Annotated in this window: 12 protein-coding genes and 1 tRNA gene; all 13 read right to left on the bottom strand. The window is 43.1% G+C overall.

The genetic code is table 11. From position 1 onward, the window contains the following. Positions 1–590: 590 nt before the first annotated feature. Positions 591–664: transfer RNA gene (locus tag POV27_RS04070), tRNA-Arg, on the bottom strand. 5 nt (positions 665–669) lie between these two features. Then, the gene (locus tag POV27_RS04065; protein ID WP_272861449.1) at positions 670–1,119 is read right to left on the bottom strand and encodes a GatB/YqeY domain-containing protein; all 450 of its coding nucleotides are present in this window, start codon (positions 1,117–1,119) and stop codon (positions 670–672) included. Positions 1,120–1,193: 74 nt separating this feature from the next. Further along, positions 1,194–2,582: a metallophosphoesterase gene (locus POV27_RS04060; RefSeq protein WP_272861448.1), complete on the bottom strand. Its 1,389-nt coding sequence runs from the start codon at positions 2,580–2,582 to the stop codon at positions 1,194–1,196. 199 nt (positions 2,583–2,781) lie between these two features. Then, entirely contained in the window at positions 2,782–4,779 is a 1,998-nt protein-coding gene (ftsZ, locus tag POV27_RS04055; RefSeq protein ID WP_272861447.1) for a cell division protein FtsZ, read from the bottom strand. 77 nt (positions 4,780–4,856) lie between these two features. Continuing rightward, a complete protein-coding gene (gene ftsA / locus POV27_RS04050) occupies positions 4,857–6,200 on the bottom strand; it encodes a cell division protein FtsA (RefSeq protein ID WP_272861446.1) in 1,344 nt (447 codons plus the stop codon). A 3-nt stretch (positions 6,201–6,203) separates the two neighbouring features. Beyond that, a complete protein-coding gene (locus tag POV27_RS04045) occupies positions 6,204–6,920 on the bottom strand; it encodes a cell division protein FtsQ/DivIB (protein WP_272861445.1) in 717 nt (238 codons plus the stop codon). Continuing rightward, a complete protein-coding gene (locus tag POV27_RS04040; protein ID WP_272861444.1) occupies positions 6,910–8,265 on the bottom strand; it encodes a UDP-N-acetylmuramate--L-alanine ligase in 1,356 nt (451 codons plus the stop codon). Before POV27_RS04040 ends, POV27_RS04045 begins: the two co-directional genes overlap by 11 nt. After that, a complete protein-coding gene (murG, locus tag POV27_RS04035; RefSeq protein WP_272861443.1) occupies positions 8,262–9,362 on the bottom strand; it encodes an undecaprenyldiphospho-muramoylpentapeptide beta-N-acetylglucosaminyltransferase in 1,101 nt (366 codons plus the stop codon). Before murG ends, POV27_RS04040 begins: the two co-directional genes overlap by 4 nt. Beyond that, entirely contained in the window at positions 9,359–10,552 is a 1,194-nt protein-coding gene (locus tag POV27_RS04030) for an FtsW/RodA/SpoVE family cell cycle protein (protein WP_272861442.1), read from the bottom strand. The genes murG and POV27_RS04030 overlap by 4 nt, the downstream gene beginning before the upstream one ends. Before the next feature lie 6 nt (positions 10,553–10,558). After that, positions 10,559–11,893 carry a UDP-N-acetylmuramoyl-L-alanine--D-glutamate ligase gene (murD, locus tag POV27_RS04025; RefSeq protein WP_272861441.1) on the bottom strand — a complete coding sequence of 445 codons (1,335 nt, stop codon included), beginning with the start codon at positions 11,891–11,893 and terminating at the stop codon, positions 10,559–10,561. A gap of 2 nt (positions 11,894–11,895) precedes the next feature. Continuing rightward, the gene (gene mraY / locus POV27_RS04020) at positions 11,896–13,128 is read right to left on the bottom strand and encodes a phospho-N-acetylmuramoyl-pentapeptide-transferase (protein ID WP_272861440.1); all 1,233 of its coding nucleotides are present in this window, start codon (positions 13,126–13,128) and stop codon (positions 11,896–11,898) included. 2 nt (positions 13,129–13,130) lie between these two features. Further along, on the bottom strand, positions 13,131–14,594 hold the full coding sequence (locus POV27_RS04015; protein WP_272861439.1) for a UDP-N-acetylmuramoyl-L-alanyl-D-glutamate--2,6-diaminopimelate ligase: 1,464 nt from the start codon (positions 14,592–14,594) through the stop codon (positions 13,131–13,133). Next, positions 14,591–16,591, bottom strand: a complete 2,001-nt coding sequence (locus tag POV27_RS04010; protein ID WP_272861438.1) for a penicillin-binding protein — start codon at positions 16,589–16,591, stop codon at positions 14,591–14,593. Before POV27_RS04010 ends, POV27_RS04015 begins: the two co-directional genes overlap by 4 nt. Position 16,592 lies beyond the last annotated feature (1 nt).

Here is a 16,592-nt window from a genome sequence, read left to right as displayed (position 1 = left end):
AAATATTCCTTTTCATCTCCATCTTCTTCGAACAAAACTCTAGCGTTAATAGTAACTTTCTCGTTGGTTTTTCTTTTTTTGAAGAGTGAATCAATTGAAATTTCTATGGGGTACATCCAACGATAGCTATATTTAGTACGAGCGAATTCAACTTTAAGTTGATGATTGAGGTAACTCCAAAATGCGTCATTGTAGGACGTTTTATTTTCTACAACCATTTATAGATTCCTGTTTCTTTAATTTTTTAATCAATCAGTTTATAAGAAATGTATCAGTGTTTCTATTTCTAACCGAAATATAAAAAATATACTTATTTTGAAAAATGAGGATTACGTCGTGATCCTCATTGGGCTCGCCTTTGCGAATACCAAGTCAGCAATGCCCCTGCATTGCACTTTTTGCTCCCTCACAAACCTTGAAGCAAGCTTCGGATTATTGCATGATCCTCATAATGCTCGCCTTTGCGAATACTAAGTCTGCAATGCCAATGGCACTGCACTTTTTGCTCCCTCACAAACCTTGAAGCAAGCTTCGGTTTCTTCGGAAACAAAAAGTCCTGCAACTTTCGTTGCAAGACTTAGTGCTCGTAGTGACCCCGGGAGGATTCGAACCCCCAACCCTCAGAGCCGAAATCTGATATTCTATCCAGTTGAACTACGGGGCCTTCGCTTATGCGAGTCTTTGTTTTACGATGGTGGAGATGGTTTTTCCATCTGCCCTACCTTTAAGCTGTCCATTGGCCATACCCATCACCTTTCCCATATCCTTCATAGAAGAAGCTCCAGTTTCAGCTATAATAGCATCAACAACCTTGGTAACTTCCTCCTCGCTCATTTGCTCGGGTAAAAATTCCTCGATAATGGCAGCTTGTGCAATTTCTGGTTCGGCCAAATCATCGCGACCTTGCTCCGTAAAAATAGCTGCACTATCCTTACGTTGCTTCACCAGTTTCTGCAATAGTTTAATTTCTTGATCTTCAGAAAGTTCTTCCTTGGCTCCTTTTTCAGTTTGAGCCAATAGCAATGCACTTTTTACCGCGCGCAATGCTTCCAATGCCGTGGTATTTTTTTCCTTCATGGCCGTTTTCATGGCCTCCATAATCTGCTTCTGTAAACTCATATCGCAAAATTAAAACAGACCGCGAAGATAATCAATAAACCTTTCAATTAAAAGGTTTCGAAAGACAAGAATCCTTACATATTGGGAAGTACATCCAACCCTATGGGATAATTATAGGTAGCGGGTACATTGTGCCGAACATTATAGTTCTCTTCCATAAGATCCACAACGGCCTTTCTTCCAGCAGTAGTAGGATCCGAGCTAATGCTGGAAATACATTCCAGCATGGTTTTCGCCCCACTACAACCTCCGTAGGTGGAATTAAAGGTATATGTCTGCGAATTATCGAATGTGAACGTCCCTTGATCACTTTGAGCATAGGAAGTGGTATAGTCGAGTAGTTCGTAGCTGTTTGTATCGTACTCAAACACCTTCATTCCAGGATTGTTACCGTGATTTACAGTAATCCCTGGGGTAGAAATACACAACTCTATCAGTTCATTATTCTTGTTGAATACTCGTTTCAACTCATCCATATGGGTGTGGCTGGTCAATATCCCCGTAATCTCATCTTTATGGGCATCTACCAAAGTCACAAATTCATTCACATAGGTATGTCCATTCTTGAGAGTGTCGGCAGGACTATTACGCCAAAACATATCCGTTCCAGAATAGCCGTCAAGCCCAGGAGGTATATGCATTCCTAAAATGACCTTTTCTTTATTGGCTTTTGCCTTGGCCAATTGTTTCCCCATCCAGTCAAACTGATCCTGAGCCGCAGTATAAATATTTATGTTGTCATCACTCACATAGCGTGCCGAAAGAATGACCGTATTTAACATCAATACTTTTAAATTGGCTGTACGGGTCGTATCCTTCCCTAACGGATAGGCAGCATAATACCCCAACGTAGCATTGCCTTCTCTTTGAAAGTAGGAATCCGGCTTTGTCCCTTTAATAATGGGCCAATCCTTGGTTCCAAGCGTGTCTAGGGTAAAAGGTGTAATAGTATCGTTTGCTTTTATGTATGAAAAGGAAGCATAATCCCCGCCGTAGCCATCATTATTTCCAGGTAGATAGAGCAAAGGAACATTGGTAGAATCGGCTATGGTGCGTAATCCAGCCAATACCTGGCCTATATCTCCATGAATTTTGTCCGAAATAGAATCGGAAGGCACTACCTTTTTTAAACAAGAATCTCCATGATGTACTGGTAAATCTCCTAAATACAGGATGAACCCTGGGTTCTTCTTCTTGACCAAGGAAATGAACTTAGACTGAGCTGCAGTCCATAATTCGGTTCCCGTATCACAACCATAACTTACCTCAGGAACGGCATCGTCCAAATGAATGTCTGAAATGGTCATGAAGGTAGGATTGGTGGTTGTATCCCTTTTTATATCTTCCTCAGAAATAGGTTCATCATCGGCAGTATCCGATTTTATCTCTTCCTTGCAAGCAAAATACATAAGACCCATGGCCAAGAGCAGACCAGCGGTAAGGATATAGGTATGAGTTTTCATATTTATTCAGTTAGCTATTAGACAATTACAAAGTTAAATAGCCACCAAATCATCTCTCATACGTATTAATACTTAAAAGCCGAATGCGAGTGCATTCGGCTTGTGAATTTATATCTAAACGGTTATGTTCAAGAAAAAACCTTCCAAGTTGTTACGCCTGAAAGGTCCGCAGACATGGCGGTCTTGAGGAGTGAAACCGCTAGTCTACATTGTCGTGCAAGAAGGAGTTATTGGTCCTTAGATCTATATCATCGTCATCTGTATTTACAGACGTACGTGAGATATTCGCATCGCTGGAATCCACATCCTCCAACTCTATCCCTGCTCTTTTGTAGGCAGGCTGTTTTTCTATATCGTCTATTTTGGAAGCACTGTTTCTAAACTTATAGTTGAACTCTTTCATTTTTCGCTTGCGCTCCTCGGTTCTATCCTTGAGCAATTTCGAAATGGGAGAGTTCAATGGATCGGCAGCTTCATCCGTATCAGATTCTGTTTCAGCCTCTTCTATCGTTCTTGTTTCGAATACAACTTCCTCCTCTTGGACGGAATTAGGCTTCGCACCTAACAGTTCATCTTCTTTTTCTTGATAATCGTCCAAACTGTATCGTTTAATCCCTTCCTCGGTCACTTCAGTAACAGGGACCACTTCAATAGGGTCATTTACCTCAATATCTTCGATGCGTTTTACCATTAATTCCGGCTCCTCCTCTTCCAACTGCACTTCGGCTGCTATGGGCTGCTTTTCAGATGGAGTCTGAGGGTTAATGGGGAGGTCGAACATTAGCATCTGCTCTTCAATCTCATTTTCCTCTGTTTTAATCACCGGAGCTTCCGTTTCAGTAACCTGCTCTTCAGTATCGGCCGTTACAATCACAAAATCGTTTACATCAATTTTATTGATCTGAATCTGCTCAAACTCGGCCAAATAGTGAATATCGATCAGGGTAGACTCTACCTCAATGTTTTTGATCAATTCTGAAGTTTCCACGTAGCCTTCAAAAGGAAGTTCCTTCTGAGTCACTTTCTTAGCCATGGGCTTTTCATCCTCTTCTTCATCAAAAAGTAAAGTGTGTCGAATTACTTCTTCCTTCTTTTCCTGAACAGGCACTTCTATTGCTGATGGCTTTGGCATAAGATCATGCTCCGCCTTTTGCTCGTCTTCTAGTGTATGTATGATCTTCTTGGGATCTGTATTTACGATCTCGTCTTGCTGTTCGGCATTGAATCCAGTAGCAATCACGGTAATAGAAATCGCACCTTCCAGCGCCTCATCTTCTCCCACTCCCATGATGATATTGGCACTGTGTCCAGCTTCGGTTTGAATGTGATCACTGATTTCTCCAATCTCGTCGATGGTAATTTCCTCAGTACCGGAAACAATCAACAACAATACGTTCTTGGCTCCCTTAATTTTGTTATCGTTCAACAACGGAGAATCCAAGGCCTTGGTGATACCTTCCTGTGCTCTATTGGCTCCACTTGCACTAGCACTTCCCATAATGGCAGTTCCACTGTTTGCCAATACGGTTCTAGCATCACGCAAGTCAATATTCTGCGTATAGTGATGGGTAATTACTTCTGCAATCCCGCGTGCGGCCGTCGATAATACTTCATCTGCCTTAGAGAAACCTGCTTTAAAGCCAAGATTTCCGTAGACTTCGCGAAGTTTGTTGTTATTTATAACAATGAGTGAATCGACATTCTGGCGAAGCTTTTCTACCCCAATCTGCGCCTGATCGTTTCTTATTTTTCCTTCAAACTGAAATGGAATAGTAACAATACCCACGGTAAGGATGTTTAGCTCCTTAGCCATTTTGGCAATGATGGGAGCAGCTCCGGTACCTGTTCCACCGCCCATTCCCGCGGTAATGAAGATCATCTTCGTATTGGTCATCAACATATTCTTGATGTCTTCCACGCTCTCCACGGCAGACTGTTCCCCAATAGAAGGATTGGCTCCAGCTCCTAATCCCTCGGTAAGGGAAACTCCCAATTGGATTTTTATGGGCACAGGACTGTTCTCCAATGCTTGAGCATCGGTATTGCATATCACGAAATCCACCCCTTTTATGCCTTGACTAAACATATGGTTAATGGCATTGCTACCACCACCTCCTACACCAATTACCTTGATGACATTGGACTGATTCTTGGGCAGATCGAACGAAATATTATCAAATTCTGCGTTACTGCTCATATACTTTTTTTTGTGAGGTTAAAATCCTTTTCGGGATTTTATCTAGTTAGTTGTATAGTTATTGTTTTTGTTCTTTGTTACTCGGCGTTGTCCAAAAATTCCTTGAACTTTTCCGCCCATTTGTCGAAAAAGCGTTTCCGCTCTTTAGGGGTCTCATCCATAGTCTGATTTACTTCACTATTGGATTCTTCTTCTACCTCTTCGGTAGATGTAACCGTCTCGTGCGCCATCTTCGCTTTCTCCAATTGCATGTTTTTCTCCTTGGACTCCAAACTGTTCATGACCAAACCAACGGCCGTAGCATACATAGGACTCGTCGTTTCACTATCGCTATCGCCCGCCAAATGCTCGTTGGGGTATCCTACACGCGTATCCATACCCGTAATGTATTCTACCAACTGCTTTAAATGGCGTAATTGCGAACCTCCTCCCGTAAGGACGATCCCCGCAATAAGCTTCTTCTTCTGCTCTTCGTGCCCGTAATTCTTAATTTCCAAATACACCTGCTCAACGATTTCTACTACCCGTGCATGTATGATTTTGGAAAGGTTTTTTAAAGTAATTTCTTTAGGCTCCCTACCACGTAATCCAGGAATAGAAACAATTTCATTGTCTTTGTTTTCTCCAGGCCATGCGGAACCGAATTTAATTTTCAATAATTCGGCCTGCTTCTCGATAATAGAACAACCTTCTTTAATGTCCTCGGTAATGACATTTCCTCCGAAAGGAATCACTGCCGTATGACGAATGATACCATCCTTGAAAATTGCCAAATCGGTGGTTCCACCCCCGATATCGATCAGAGCGACACCTGCTTCCTTCTCTTCCTGACTCAACACCGCATTGGCCGAAGCCAAGGGCTCTAAGGTGATTCCCGAAAGATTGATTCCGGCGCTTTTTACACAGCGCCCAATATTTCTGATGGAAGAAACCTGTCCTACCACTACATGGAAGTTGGCTTCCAATCGTCCCCCGTACATCCCAATGGGTTCTTTAATTTCTGCCTGTCCATCTACTTTAAAATCTTGTGGAAGTACATGGATGATTTCTTCTCCAGGCAACATCACCAGTTTGTGTACCTGATTGCACAAGCGCTCTATATCTTCTTCGTCAATGACTACTTCGCTATCGGGACGGGTAATGTAATCGCTGTGTTGAAGGCTACGAATGTGTTGCCCTGCAATTCCAACCACTACATCCTCTATCTTCATGTCTGATGAAGTCTCCGCATCCTGAATGGCCTGCTGAATGGACTGAATGGTCTGGGTAATGTTATTAACCACGCCACGATGTACCCCAAGGCTCTTGGATTTACCAATACCCAGGATCTCCATTTTTCCATATTCATTTTTCCGCCCGATCATGGCCACGATCTTCGTGGTACCTATATCCAATCCTACAGCGATACTGTTGTTTTCCATGACTTATTTTTTTGTCGCTACCACTTGGCTCCCAAATTGTAGGTCTACCAATCGGTAACTCGTAAGCTTATCGTCCCGTTTTGCTTTTTGATAAAAAGCTTTAAAATTCTGAAACTTCCTTTCAACGTCCTCTATTTTACCCAAGCGAACATTGAAGTCCATTTTCCGCATTTCCAGATCTATGATACCACTCCTTCCTTTGTGAATTCCTACAATGCTCTTGTTCATGAAATCGTCTTCCCGAATCTTGAGCAATAATGGAGTGAGTTCTGTAAAGTTATCGTTGGATGATCCCGTTATTATAGGAACCCGTGCCGCATATACTTTGGAAAGCGGCATCCTTTTTCCATCTTCGTCTACATAGTAACTGGGGTTATCGGCCACCCGAGCGATGGGATTGCGTTGCTCTATTTTTGCCCCTAATCTCCCATCTGCCGTTACAAAGACCTGAGCATCACGCACCATAGGATTTTGCAACAGCCTAGATTCCATCTCTTTCAAAACTAAAGTTTCTTTAGTGATGCTCGTAACACTGTCCTCATTTTGTATTAACAATTTATTAACCGCAGAAAGGGTGATAAACGGACTGTTTTCATCCGTAAAATGCACGTCCAATCCGGTCAGTTTTCTGCCCTGATTCCTCGTATAGGTAAAACCGTAGAGAAGCCCCACCAATACAAGGACGATCACTAATCGTATAACGCTCCATCTACCCTTCATCTTGTATATATTTGGTTACTTTTTCCACTTCGGCACCTATATCGCCTGCACCTACCAATAATCGCACTTTGCAAGCGGAATTCTTCACATATCCCGGAAGCGCTTCCTTGGATATGACCTGAGCATTTTTCCCCTCCATTTTATCGCATAACCATTCTGAAGTAACTCCTAGAATGGGTTCCTCGCGAGCAGGGTAGATTTCCAACAAAAACACCTCATCAAAACGGCCTAAACTTTCGGCAAAACCATCGGCAAAATCTTGGGTTCTACTGAATAAATGCGGCTGAAACGCAATTAGGGTTCGCTCTCCGGGATACATTTCGGAGACCGCTTGATGTAATGCATCGATTTCGGTTGGGTGATGCGCATAATCATCGATAAGCACCATTTCTTCCGACCGAATTTTATACGTAAAGCGCCTTTCAACGCCTTTAAAACTAAACAAAGCTTTGGGCAGACAGGAAGTTGGGGTTCCCGCGAAGATTGCCATACCCAAAGCTGTAATCGCATTGTGTAGGTTATGATGTCCAGGGAGTAAAAACGTTAGGTTTTCAATGACTTCATTAGGGGTCTTAAGATCGAAAACATAGGAACCGTTCTCAATCCGTACATTTTGAGCCTCAAAGTCGGCCGTTTCATTGATCGCAACCGATTTTCCCTCTAACGGCAATCCTTTTTTAAAGAGTAGATTTTGTTTTTCTGAAAGCAAACCAGCAAATTCCTTAAAGGAAGCCTCTATCGAGCTGCTATCCCCATAAATATCCAAGTGATCTGCATCCATAGATGTGACACAGGCAATATCTGGACTTAACTGAAGGAAGGAACGATCGAACTCATCGGCTTCTACCACCGTGATTTCTGTTCCTTTACTAATGAAATTGGAATGATAGTTCTCCGCAATCCCTCCGAGGAAAGCCGTGACAGGCATATCACACTCGGCCAGTAAATGTCCTAGAATGGCAGAAGTAGTGGTCTTACCATGCGTTCCTGCCACTGCCAGACATAAGGTATCCTTTGTGACTTCACCCAAGAATTTTGCCCGCTTCATAATCGCATAATCCTGTTCCTGAAAGTATCTTAAAATCTGATTGCTCTTCGGAATGGCAGGCGTAAACACGACCAAGGTATCATCAAGTTGCAGTTGTTCTGCATCAATCTCCGAAGTTGCATCGGTAAATGTTATCTGCATCCCTTCGGCAATAAGCTCATCTGTAAGTTTGGTAGCTGTCTTGTCATAGCCCCAAACGGTTTTACCTAATCGAAGTGCATAGCGTGCCAATGCGCTCATCCCGATGCCGCCTATGCCGACAAAATAAATGTGCTGTATGTCCTTTAGGTCTTTCACGCTTGCAATAGCTTTTCAATTTCTGCTACGATATCTTTGGTAGCGTCTGGTTTGGCCAGTTTTTTTATGTTTTCTGAAAGTAGACGTTGCTTTTCAGCATCATTTAGCACTTTAGAAAAAGTCATTTCAAATTGAGCCTCTAGATCGTTCTCTTTCAACATCAATGCGGCTTCTTTTCCCACAATAGCCTGTGCATTTTTAGTCTGATGGTCTTCCGAAACATTGGGCGACGGAATAAACAACACCGGCTTTCCTACCAGGCATAATTCAGAGACCGATAAGGCCCCTGCCCTAGAAATAATGACATCGGCTGCCGCATAGGCCAGATCCATCCGATTCAAAAACGCATGTACTTTTACATGGTCGTTGGTATACTGCTTATATCTTTCGAAATAATACTTTCCGCATTGCCAAATCACCTGAACGTTGTTCGCTTCAAAATAAGAGAGCTTGCCATGGATTAATTCGTTAATCTTTCCAGCACCTAAACTCCCCCCAATCACTAGTAGGGTTTTCTTCTCAGGATTCAATTCGAAAAAGGGTAATGCTTCTTCCCTATTGGACGAAACATCCAACAAGTCCTGCCGTACGGGATTCCCTGTGAGAACGATTTTGTTACTCGGAAAAAACCGATCCATGCCATCATAGGCGGTACATATCTTTTGCACCCTTCCGCTTAACCATTTGTTGGTGATTCCGGCATGACTGTTTTGCTCCTGAATCAAACTTGGAACTCCTTTTTTGGAGGCGACTCGTAATAAGGGAGCACTCGCATAACCGCCAGTACCAATGGCTGCATCGGGCTTAAACTTTCGGATGATCGCTTTCGATTTCCACAAGCTGGAAAGCAATTTGAAAGGGAACATCAAATTCTTCAGGTTCAGACTTCGTTGAATACCAGAAATCCATAGACCCACAATTTCATATCCCGCCTGAGGCACCTTCTCCATTTCCATACGATCCTTGGCTCCAACAAACAAAAATTCCGATTTCGGATATCGCGCCTTCAATTCATTGGCAATAGCAATGGCTGGATAAATATGCCCTCCGGTACCCCCACCACTTATGATAAATCGATATGTTTGGTCTTTACTCAAATTGTTTCACTTAAAATATCCAGTGGATTTTCTTCTTCCGCCTCCTTTATTTGCACTTCTCTCTTGGCACTTACACTCAATACCATTCCCATCGCCAAACAAGTCATCCAAATGGAAGTTCCTCCGCTACTAATGAGTGGCAATGTCTGTCCTGTAACTGGAAATAACTCCACCGCCACACCCATGTTGATCAATGCTTGAAATATGATGGGCAATCCGACACCGATTACCAATAGTTTTCCGAAGGGAGAATCACTCTTGTGAACGACAATGACCAAGCGGAAAAGCAGCAGCAAATACAGCAGCAATAGGAACAAGCCACCGCCCATTCCAAATTCTTCTACAATAATGGCATAAATAAAGTCGGATGACGACTGAGGCAAAAAGTTCTTCTGAACACTTTTTCCGGGCCCTAATCCTGTTAACCCACCAGAAGCAATGGCAATCTTGGCTTTCTCTATCTGATAGTCCGCTTCGGTGTCTTCATTGTCTAAAAAATTCTTTACCCGGTTTTCCCATGTCTGCACCTTCACTGAAAGCGAATCGATTCCAGAAACCTTTGCAAAGCCATAGAAGACCCCCAATCCAATAATCCCTGCCATGAAAATAATTCCCAAGTACTTAATGGGATACCCACCAATGAACATGAGCACGCTCACCATGGCAAATAGGATGGCTGTGGTAGAAAAGTTCGCAGGCAGGATTAAAGCCAACACCAGAAATACAGGTAACCACAGCGGTAATAGGGTTTCCTTGAAGGTAATTTCTTTCCCCTTTATTTTAGAAAGGTAACGAGCTACATAGGTCATTAATACAACCGCTGCCAATGTAGAAGTCTGAAAAGAGACACCAACGAAAGGAACCCGGATCCAACGACTGGCATTGGCTCCTGCAATAGTATTGCCTTGGCTAAGCGTAATTAGCAATAATATGACCACTACGGGAAGGGCGATAATCGACAAGCCCTTAAAATAATTATACGGTATTCTATGGACGCCATATAAAATGGCAAAGCCCAATAGCAAATGTGCGAAGTGTTTCAGTAAAAACTTAATGGTATTGCCATCCGCATACAAATAGGCCAGATTGCTACTGGCACTGTACACCGGAAGGAAAGAAAAGAGTGCGAGCAGTGCCACAACTGCCCAAATCGCTCTATCTCCTTTTATGTTACTGAAAATGGTTCGCACGTTCTTCTATAATTCTCTTACTGCATTTTTAAATTGTCTTCCTCGATCCTCGTAATTCTGGAACAGATCGAAACTTGCACAAGCGGGCGAAAGGAGTACGTTCTCTCCCTTTTCGGCCAAACGGTAGGCAACTTGTACGGCGTCTTTCATGCTTTGGGTTTCCACGATCATATCCACGGCATTGCTGAATGACTTTACGATCTTTTCATTGTCTACGCCCAAGCAAACGATGGCTTTCACCTTTTCGTTTACCAAAGGCAACAATTCGTCATAATCGTTTCCTTTATCGACCCCACCTACAATCCAAACCGTAGGCGATTCCATGCTGTCCAACGCGAAAAATGTCGCATTTACATTGGTAGCCTTGGAGTCATTTATGTACATGACCTTGTTAATCTTAAGCACTTTTTCCAGACGGTGCTCTACTCCCTGAAACTGCTCCAAGGACTGCCGTATCGTTTCCTTTCGGATGCTTAATAGCGTAGCTACGGTAGAGGCCGCCATGGCGTTTTTAACATTGTGCTTTCCTTGTAATCCTAATGTGGCAATTGGCATAGTAATTTTTTCGTTTTTTATGGTTATTTGTATTTGTTCATTTTTTAAGCAAGCCCCTTCTTCAATATCTTTCGTGAGCGAAAAGGGCAACTTCTGGGCACGGATGGGATGCTTTTCTAACCAGCTTATGATCTCTGCATCATCCCCGTCGTATATGAAATAGTCTTCTTCTGTTTGATTCATCGTTATTCGGAACTTGGAAGCGATATAATTTTCGTATTTCCCGTCGTACCGATCTAAATGATCTGGACTTAAATTGGTTAGCACGGCTATGTGCGGTCGAAACAAATCAATGCCATCCAACTGGAAACTGCTCAATTCCAACACAAAGTGTTCGAAATTCCCTTCGGCCACTTGCTGCGCAAAACTGTCACCAATATTTCCTCCCAGTGCAACGTTCAATCCTCCATCAGCTAGCAGTCGATAAGTCAAACTTGCTGTAGTGGTTTTCCCATTGCTCCCAGTAATTCCCACCAAATTCGCAGTGGTAAACTGACCTGCAAATTCGATTTCAGAAACCACTGGAACACCTACATCTTTAAGGCTTTGTACCACAGGAGCCGTATCGGGTATCCCAGGGCTTTTCATCACTAGGTCTGCGTTTTGCATCTGCTCCAAAGAGTGGCCTTCTTCTTCCCAAACTATTTCATGATGTACCAGAACTTGTTTATACTGTTCCTTTATTTTTCCGAAGTCGGAAACAAAAACTTCGTATCCTTCTTTTTTTCCTAACAAAGCGGTTCCTACTCCACTTTCACCCGCTCCCAGCACCACCAGCCGCTTCATGTTTATCGTACTTTAAGGGTTACTATGGTCAGCACCGCGAGCACAATGCCTACGATCCAAAACCGGGTAACGATCTTACTTTCATGATATCCCTTCACCTGAAAATGATGGTGCAAAGGGGACATCTTGAATATCCTTCTTCCTTCTCCATATTTCTTTCGGGTATACTTAAACCAGCTTACCTGCATCACCACCGATAGGTTTTCCATTAAGAAAATTCCGCAAAGGATTGGGATTAACCACTCCTTTCGAATGGCAATGGCGATAACCGCTATGATGCCACCAATGGTCAAACTTCCTGTGTCTCCCATAAAAACCTGGGCTGGATAGGCATTGTACCATAAAAATCCAATAAGCGCTCCTACGAAGGCCATAATGAATATGGTAAGCTCCCCAATGTTAGGGATGTACATTACATTCAAATAATCTGAGAAAATCACATTCCCCGAAACCCATGCGAAAATGGCAAGGGTTACTCCAATAATGGCGGAGGTTCCCGCGGCAAGTCCATCGATTCCATCGGTAAGGTTGGCACCGTTAGAAACTGCCGTTATGATGAAAATCACAATAGGAATGAAGATGAGCCACGCATATTTCTTGTAATCCTCTCCAGCCCAAGTGACCAGTTTTTCATAGTTGATCTCATTTCTGCTTACGAACGGCATAGTCGTAAGCAGTGTCTTTTCGGCTTCATTAAACTCGGTTGCGGTTCCAGCTTCCACGATTTCCTGATTAGTCACCGGATTCAGTTTTTCCGTCTTTACGGTAATATTTGGGTGAAAGAACATAGTTGCCCCTACAATAATCCCCAATCCTACCTGACCCACGACTTTAAATTTCCCGGGAAGCCCGGCCTTGTCATTTTTAAATTTCTTCAAATAATCATCGGTAAAACCAATGGCACCCATCCAAAGGGTGGTGACCAAAAGCATCACGACGTATACATTTTCCAACTTCGCAAAAAGCAATACAGGAATGATGGTCGCCAAAATGATGATGATTCCTCCCATGGTAGGCGTTCCAGCCTTTTCCTTTTGACCTTCCAGTCCTAAATCACGAATGGTTTCCCCCATCTGCTTTCGCTGCAGAATCCGGATGATTTTTTTTCCGTACACAGTAGCGATAATGAGCGATAGGATCACGGCCATGGCCGCTCGGAATGTGATAAATTGAAACAACCCGGCCCCGGGGAGATCGTATGTTTTGTCTAGATAATCGAACAGATAGTAAAGCATAGTTATTTGTTGAGGGCGGTTAATAGTTCGTTTACAATCTTGAAATCATCGAAATCCTTCCGTACTCCATTAATCTCCTGATACGTTTCATGTCCTTTTCCTGCTACTAGGATGATATCTCCTTCCTCTGCCATCTGGCAAGCCGTTTTAATAGCCTGCTTGCGATCGACAATGGATAGTGTTTTTTTGAAATGTTCTGGCGAAACACCAGCCTCCATTTCGTCAATAATTTGCTGTGGGTCTTCCGTGCGCGGATTATCACTGGTAAAAATGACCTTGTTGCTCAATTGTGTAGCTATATTGGCCATTTTTGGGCGCTTTGCAGCATCCCTATCGCCCCCACAGCCCACTACAGTGATGAGAGTTTCATTTCCTGTTCGAATGGCATTTATGGTTTCCAGTACATTCTTCAATGCATCTGGCGTGTGGGCATAATCCACAATAGAGGTCACTTTATTTTCTGAAACGGAATACTGAAAACGACCATCGACACTTTCTAACGTACTTATCAACTGCAGCACCTCCATAGTTTCCAGACCTAACAATTCGGCTGTTCCATAAATGGCCAACAGGTTATAAGCATTGAAATAACCGATCAACTTTACCCATAATTCATTGTTATTTATCTTCAATAACAAACCAGAAAATTGGTTCTCCAAGATCTGGGCTTTGTAATCGGCTAAGGTTTTAAGCGCGTAGGTGTATTTTTTGGCCCCGGTATTTTGAAGCATAAATGCACCATTCTTATCGTCACTATTGGTCAGGGCAAAAGCTTTTTTCGGCAATTGATCGAAAAAGGCCTTTTTTACATCCCGATATTCTTTGAAGCTTTTGTGGTAATCTAAATGATCGTGCGATAGATTGGTGAAAATTCCGCCGGTAAAATGAAGTCCTTCAGTTCTTTTTTGATGAATCCCGTGCGAACTCACTTCCATAAAGCAGAATTCTACTCCAGCATCAACCATTTCCTTCAGATGCTTATTGATCGTTAAGCTATCTGGCGTTGTATGGGTAGCAGGATATTGCTTAGCCCCCACCAAAATTTTCACTGTAGACAGTAGCCCTACTTCATAACCTGCTTGTGTAAATAGATTATAAAGCAGTGTGGAAATCGTAGTCTTACCATTGGTCCCGGTAACTCCTACCAATTTTAGATTTTCGGAAGGGTTTTCGTAAAAATTAGAAGCCATCAATGCCAAGGCCTGCTGACTGTCCTGTACCTGAACATAGGTAATTCCGTTAATGATTTGACTGGGCAGTTCTTCGCAGATAATCGCAATGGCTCCTTTTTCGCAGGCCATCTGTATGTAATCATGCCCATCGGAAAGAGTTCCTCGAATGGCCACAAACACATCGTTCAGTTCCACTTTTCGGGAGTCGAACTGAATTTCGGTGATGGGTACTGCTGTATTCCCCACCACTTTCTCAAGAGTTACCTTGTACAATATATCTCGAAGCAATATCACTTAAGCTGCAATGTTATTTGTTGACCGTTTTTAAATGTTTCTCCTTTTTTCAATGATTGGGAAATCACCGAACCATTACCAACCACGCGTACCCTCAATCCTGAATTCTCCAACAAGGAAATGGCATCCATGCCCGCCATTCCCATTACATTGGGAACACGCTCATATTGGTTTTGCACCTGATCGTAGAACTGGTCATAATCCTTGCCCAGATCGGGATCACTTTCATCGGGATCGATCACATAATCGATTAGGGGACTATCGGTAAATATTTTTTGGGCGATTCTCTTAAATACCGGTCCGGTAACATCGGCCCCATAGTATCCTTTTTTAATACTCGGTTTGTGAATGACCACAATACAAGAGTATTTAGGCTCATCTGCTGGGAAGTAACCCGCAAACGATGAGATGTAGCGTTTGTTCTCTGCCCAATCGGCTGCGGCATATTCGGTACGGGCTGTTCCCGTCTTTCCTGCCATGGAGAAGTATTCGGAATACAAAGATTCTCCCGTTCCCCGTTTCACCACATTCTTCAGGATGTCCTTCATCTGCCCCAAGGTCTTATCAGAACAGATTTTGAAATCGACAATGTCGGTTCCGAATTCATCTACGACGATGTTCATCCTACGTATTTCCTTGATGAACCTAGGCTTCACCATGACTCCATTATTGGCAATGGCATTGTAAAAGGTTAATGTTTGAAGCGGGGTTAACTGAAGATTGTATCCATACGCCATAGAAGGCAGGGCGTTTCTACTCCAAATGGCATCTCCTGGTTGGGGAATGACAGGTTTTCCTTCCCCGATTATGGGAATTCCCAATCGCTCATGGAGCTTCCACTCCTTTAACTGATCTACAAATTTCTGTGGGTCTTTCTTGTATCCCTCATCGATAATCGTAGCCAGACCAATATTGGAGGAAACCTCTAAAGCCCTTGCAGCTGAAATCTCCCCATATCCGCCGCGACGTGAATCGTTAATGGTTCGCCCATAGAAACGTTTTGCTCCTTGTTTGGTATCTACCACCGTCGAGGTATCCACTACCCCAGCTTCCAAGGCGGCCATCAAAGCCATCACCTTAAAGGTAGAACCGGGCTCATGGCTTTCCCCTACAGCATAATTCAATTTCTCGTAATACTTTCCTTCGGAAGTTCTTCCCAAATTGGAAACTGCCTTCACCTCTCCCGATTTTACTTCCATTACAATAACACTTCCATGTTCCGCTTCATAGTATTCCATTTGCTTCAATAGCGCATGGTGGGCAATGTCCTGAATGTTTACATTAATAGTAGAAATGATATCGTAACCATCTTCAGGTTCAATTTCATTGTCGTCGTACACAGGCTTCCATTGGCCCTTGGCTATTTTCTGCTTAAGGCGTTGTCCACTTTTTCCTTTCAGATATTGATCGAAAGCACCTTCGAATCCAACTTCATATACACCGGGCTGATTTCGCATCTCGTTCCCAATAAGGCGTTCCCCGATTTTACCCAAGGGATGCTCCCGCACGGTTCGCTGCTCCACAATAATCCCTCCTTTATAAGGTCCTTTTCGGAAGAGCGGCATGTTCTTTACAGCCACATAATCGGAATACCCTAGTCCTTTTACTACCGACAGGTAACGATTCTTGTTGGCTCGGGCCTTTCGGAATAAGTTTTCGTAATAAGAAGCCGATCTACCGAAACGTTCAGACAATGCTTTTGAAAGCGGCGCTAGATATTCTTTAAAGTCTTCGGAAGAAACAGTCACCGCATCGAATCGGATGTCGTATTTGGGCACAGAAGTAGCCAACAAACTACCATCATCGGCATAGACATTACCTCGATTCGCGGGAATGGTAAAATTCTTTGTGGTGTTCTTTTGGGCAAGCTCGCGATACTTATCGCCATTGACGAACTGAATGCTCACCAATTTAAAAGTGATTAACGCCGCGAAGATGAACATACCTCCGGCGATAAAGTAGAAACGGTTTAATATGCTCTTTTCTTCTACCGACACT

This window comes from Aureisphaera galaxeae, assembly GCF_028561275.1.
GTDB classification, from domain to species: Bacteria; Bacteroidota; Bacteroidia; order Flavobacteriales; family Flavobacteriaceae; genus Aureisphaera; species Aureisphaera galaxeae.
Note: the sequence above shows the minus strand (reverse complement) of the source record. Positions and strands in the feature narration are given on the sequence as shown.

Excerpts from the sequence above, each read along its gene's own strand:
- ftsA (WP_272861446.1), bottom strand. The coding sequence starts at position 6,200 with ATGGAAAACAACAGTATCGCTGTAGGATTGGATATAGGTACCACGAAG.
- POV27_RS04065 (WP_272861449.1), bottom strand. The coding sequence starts at position 1,119 with ATGAGTTTACAGAAGCAGATTATGGAGGCCATGAAAACGGCCATGAAG.
- ftsZ (WP_272861447.1), bottom strand. The coding sequence starts at position 4,779 with ATGAGCAGTAACGCAGAATTTGATAATATTTCGTTCGATCTGCCCAAG.
- murD (WP_272861441.1), bottom strand. The coding sequence starts at position 11,893 with ATGAAGCGGCTGGTGGTGCTGGGAGCGGGTGAAAGTGGAGTAGGAACC.
- mraY (WP_272861440.1), bottom strand. The coding sequence starts at position 13,128 with ATGCTTTACTATCTGTTCGATTATCTAGACAAAACATACGATCTCCCC.
- POV27_RS04060 (WP_272861448.1), bottom strand. The coding sequence starts at position 2,582 with ATGAAAACTCATACCTATATCCTTACCGCTGGTCTGCTCTTGGCCATG.
- POV27_RS04045 (WP_272861445.1), bottom strand. The coding sequence starts at position 6,920 with ATGAAGGGTAGATGGAGCGTTATACGATTAGTGATCGTCCTTGTATTG.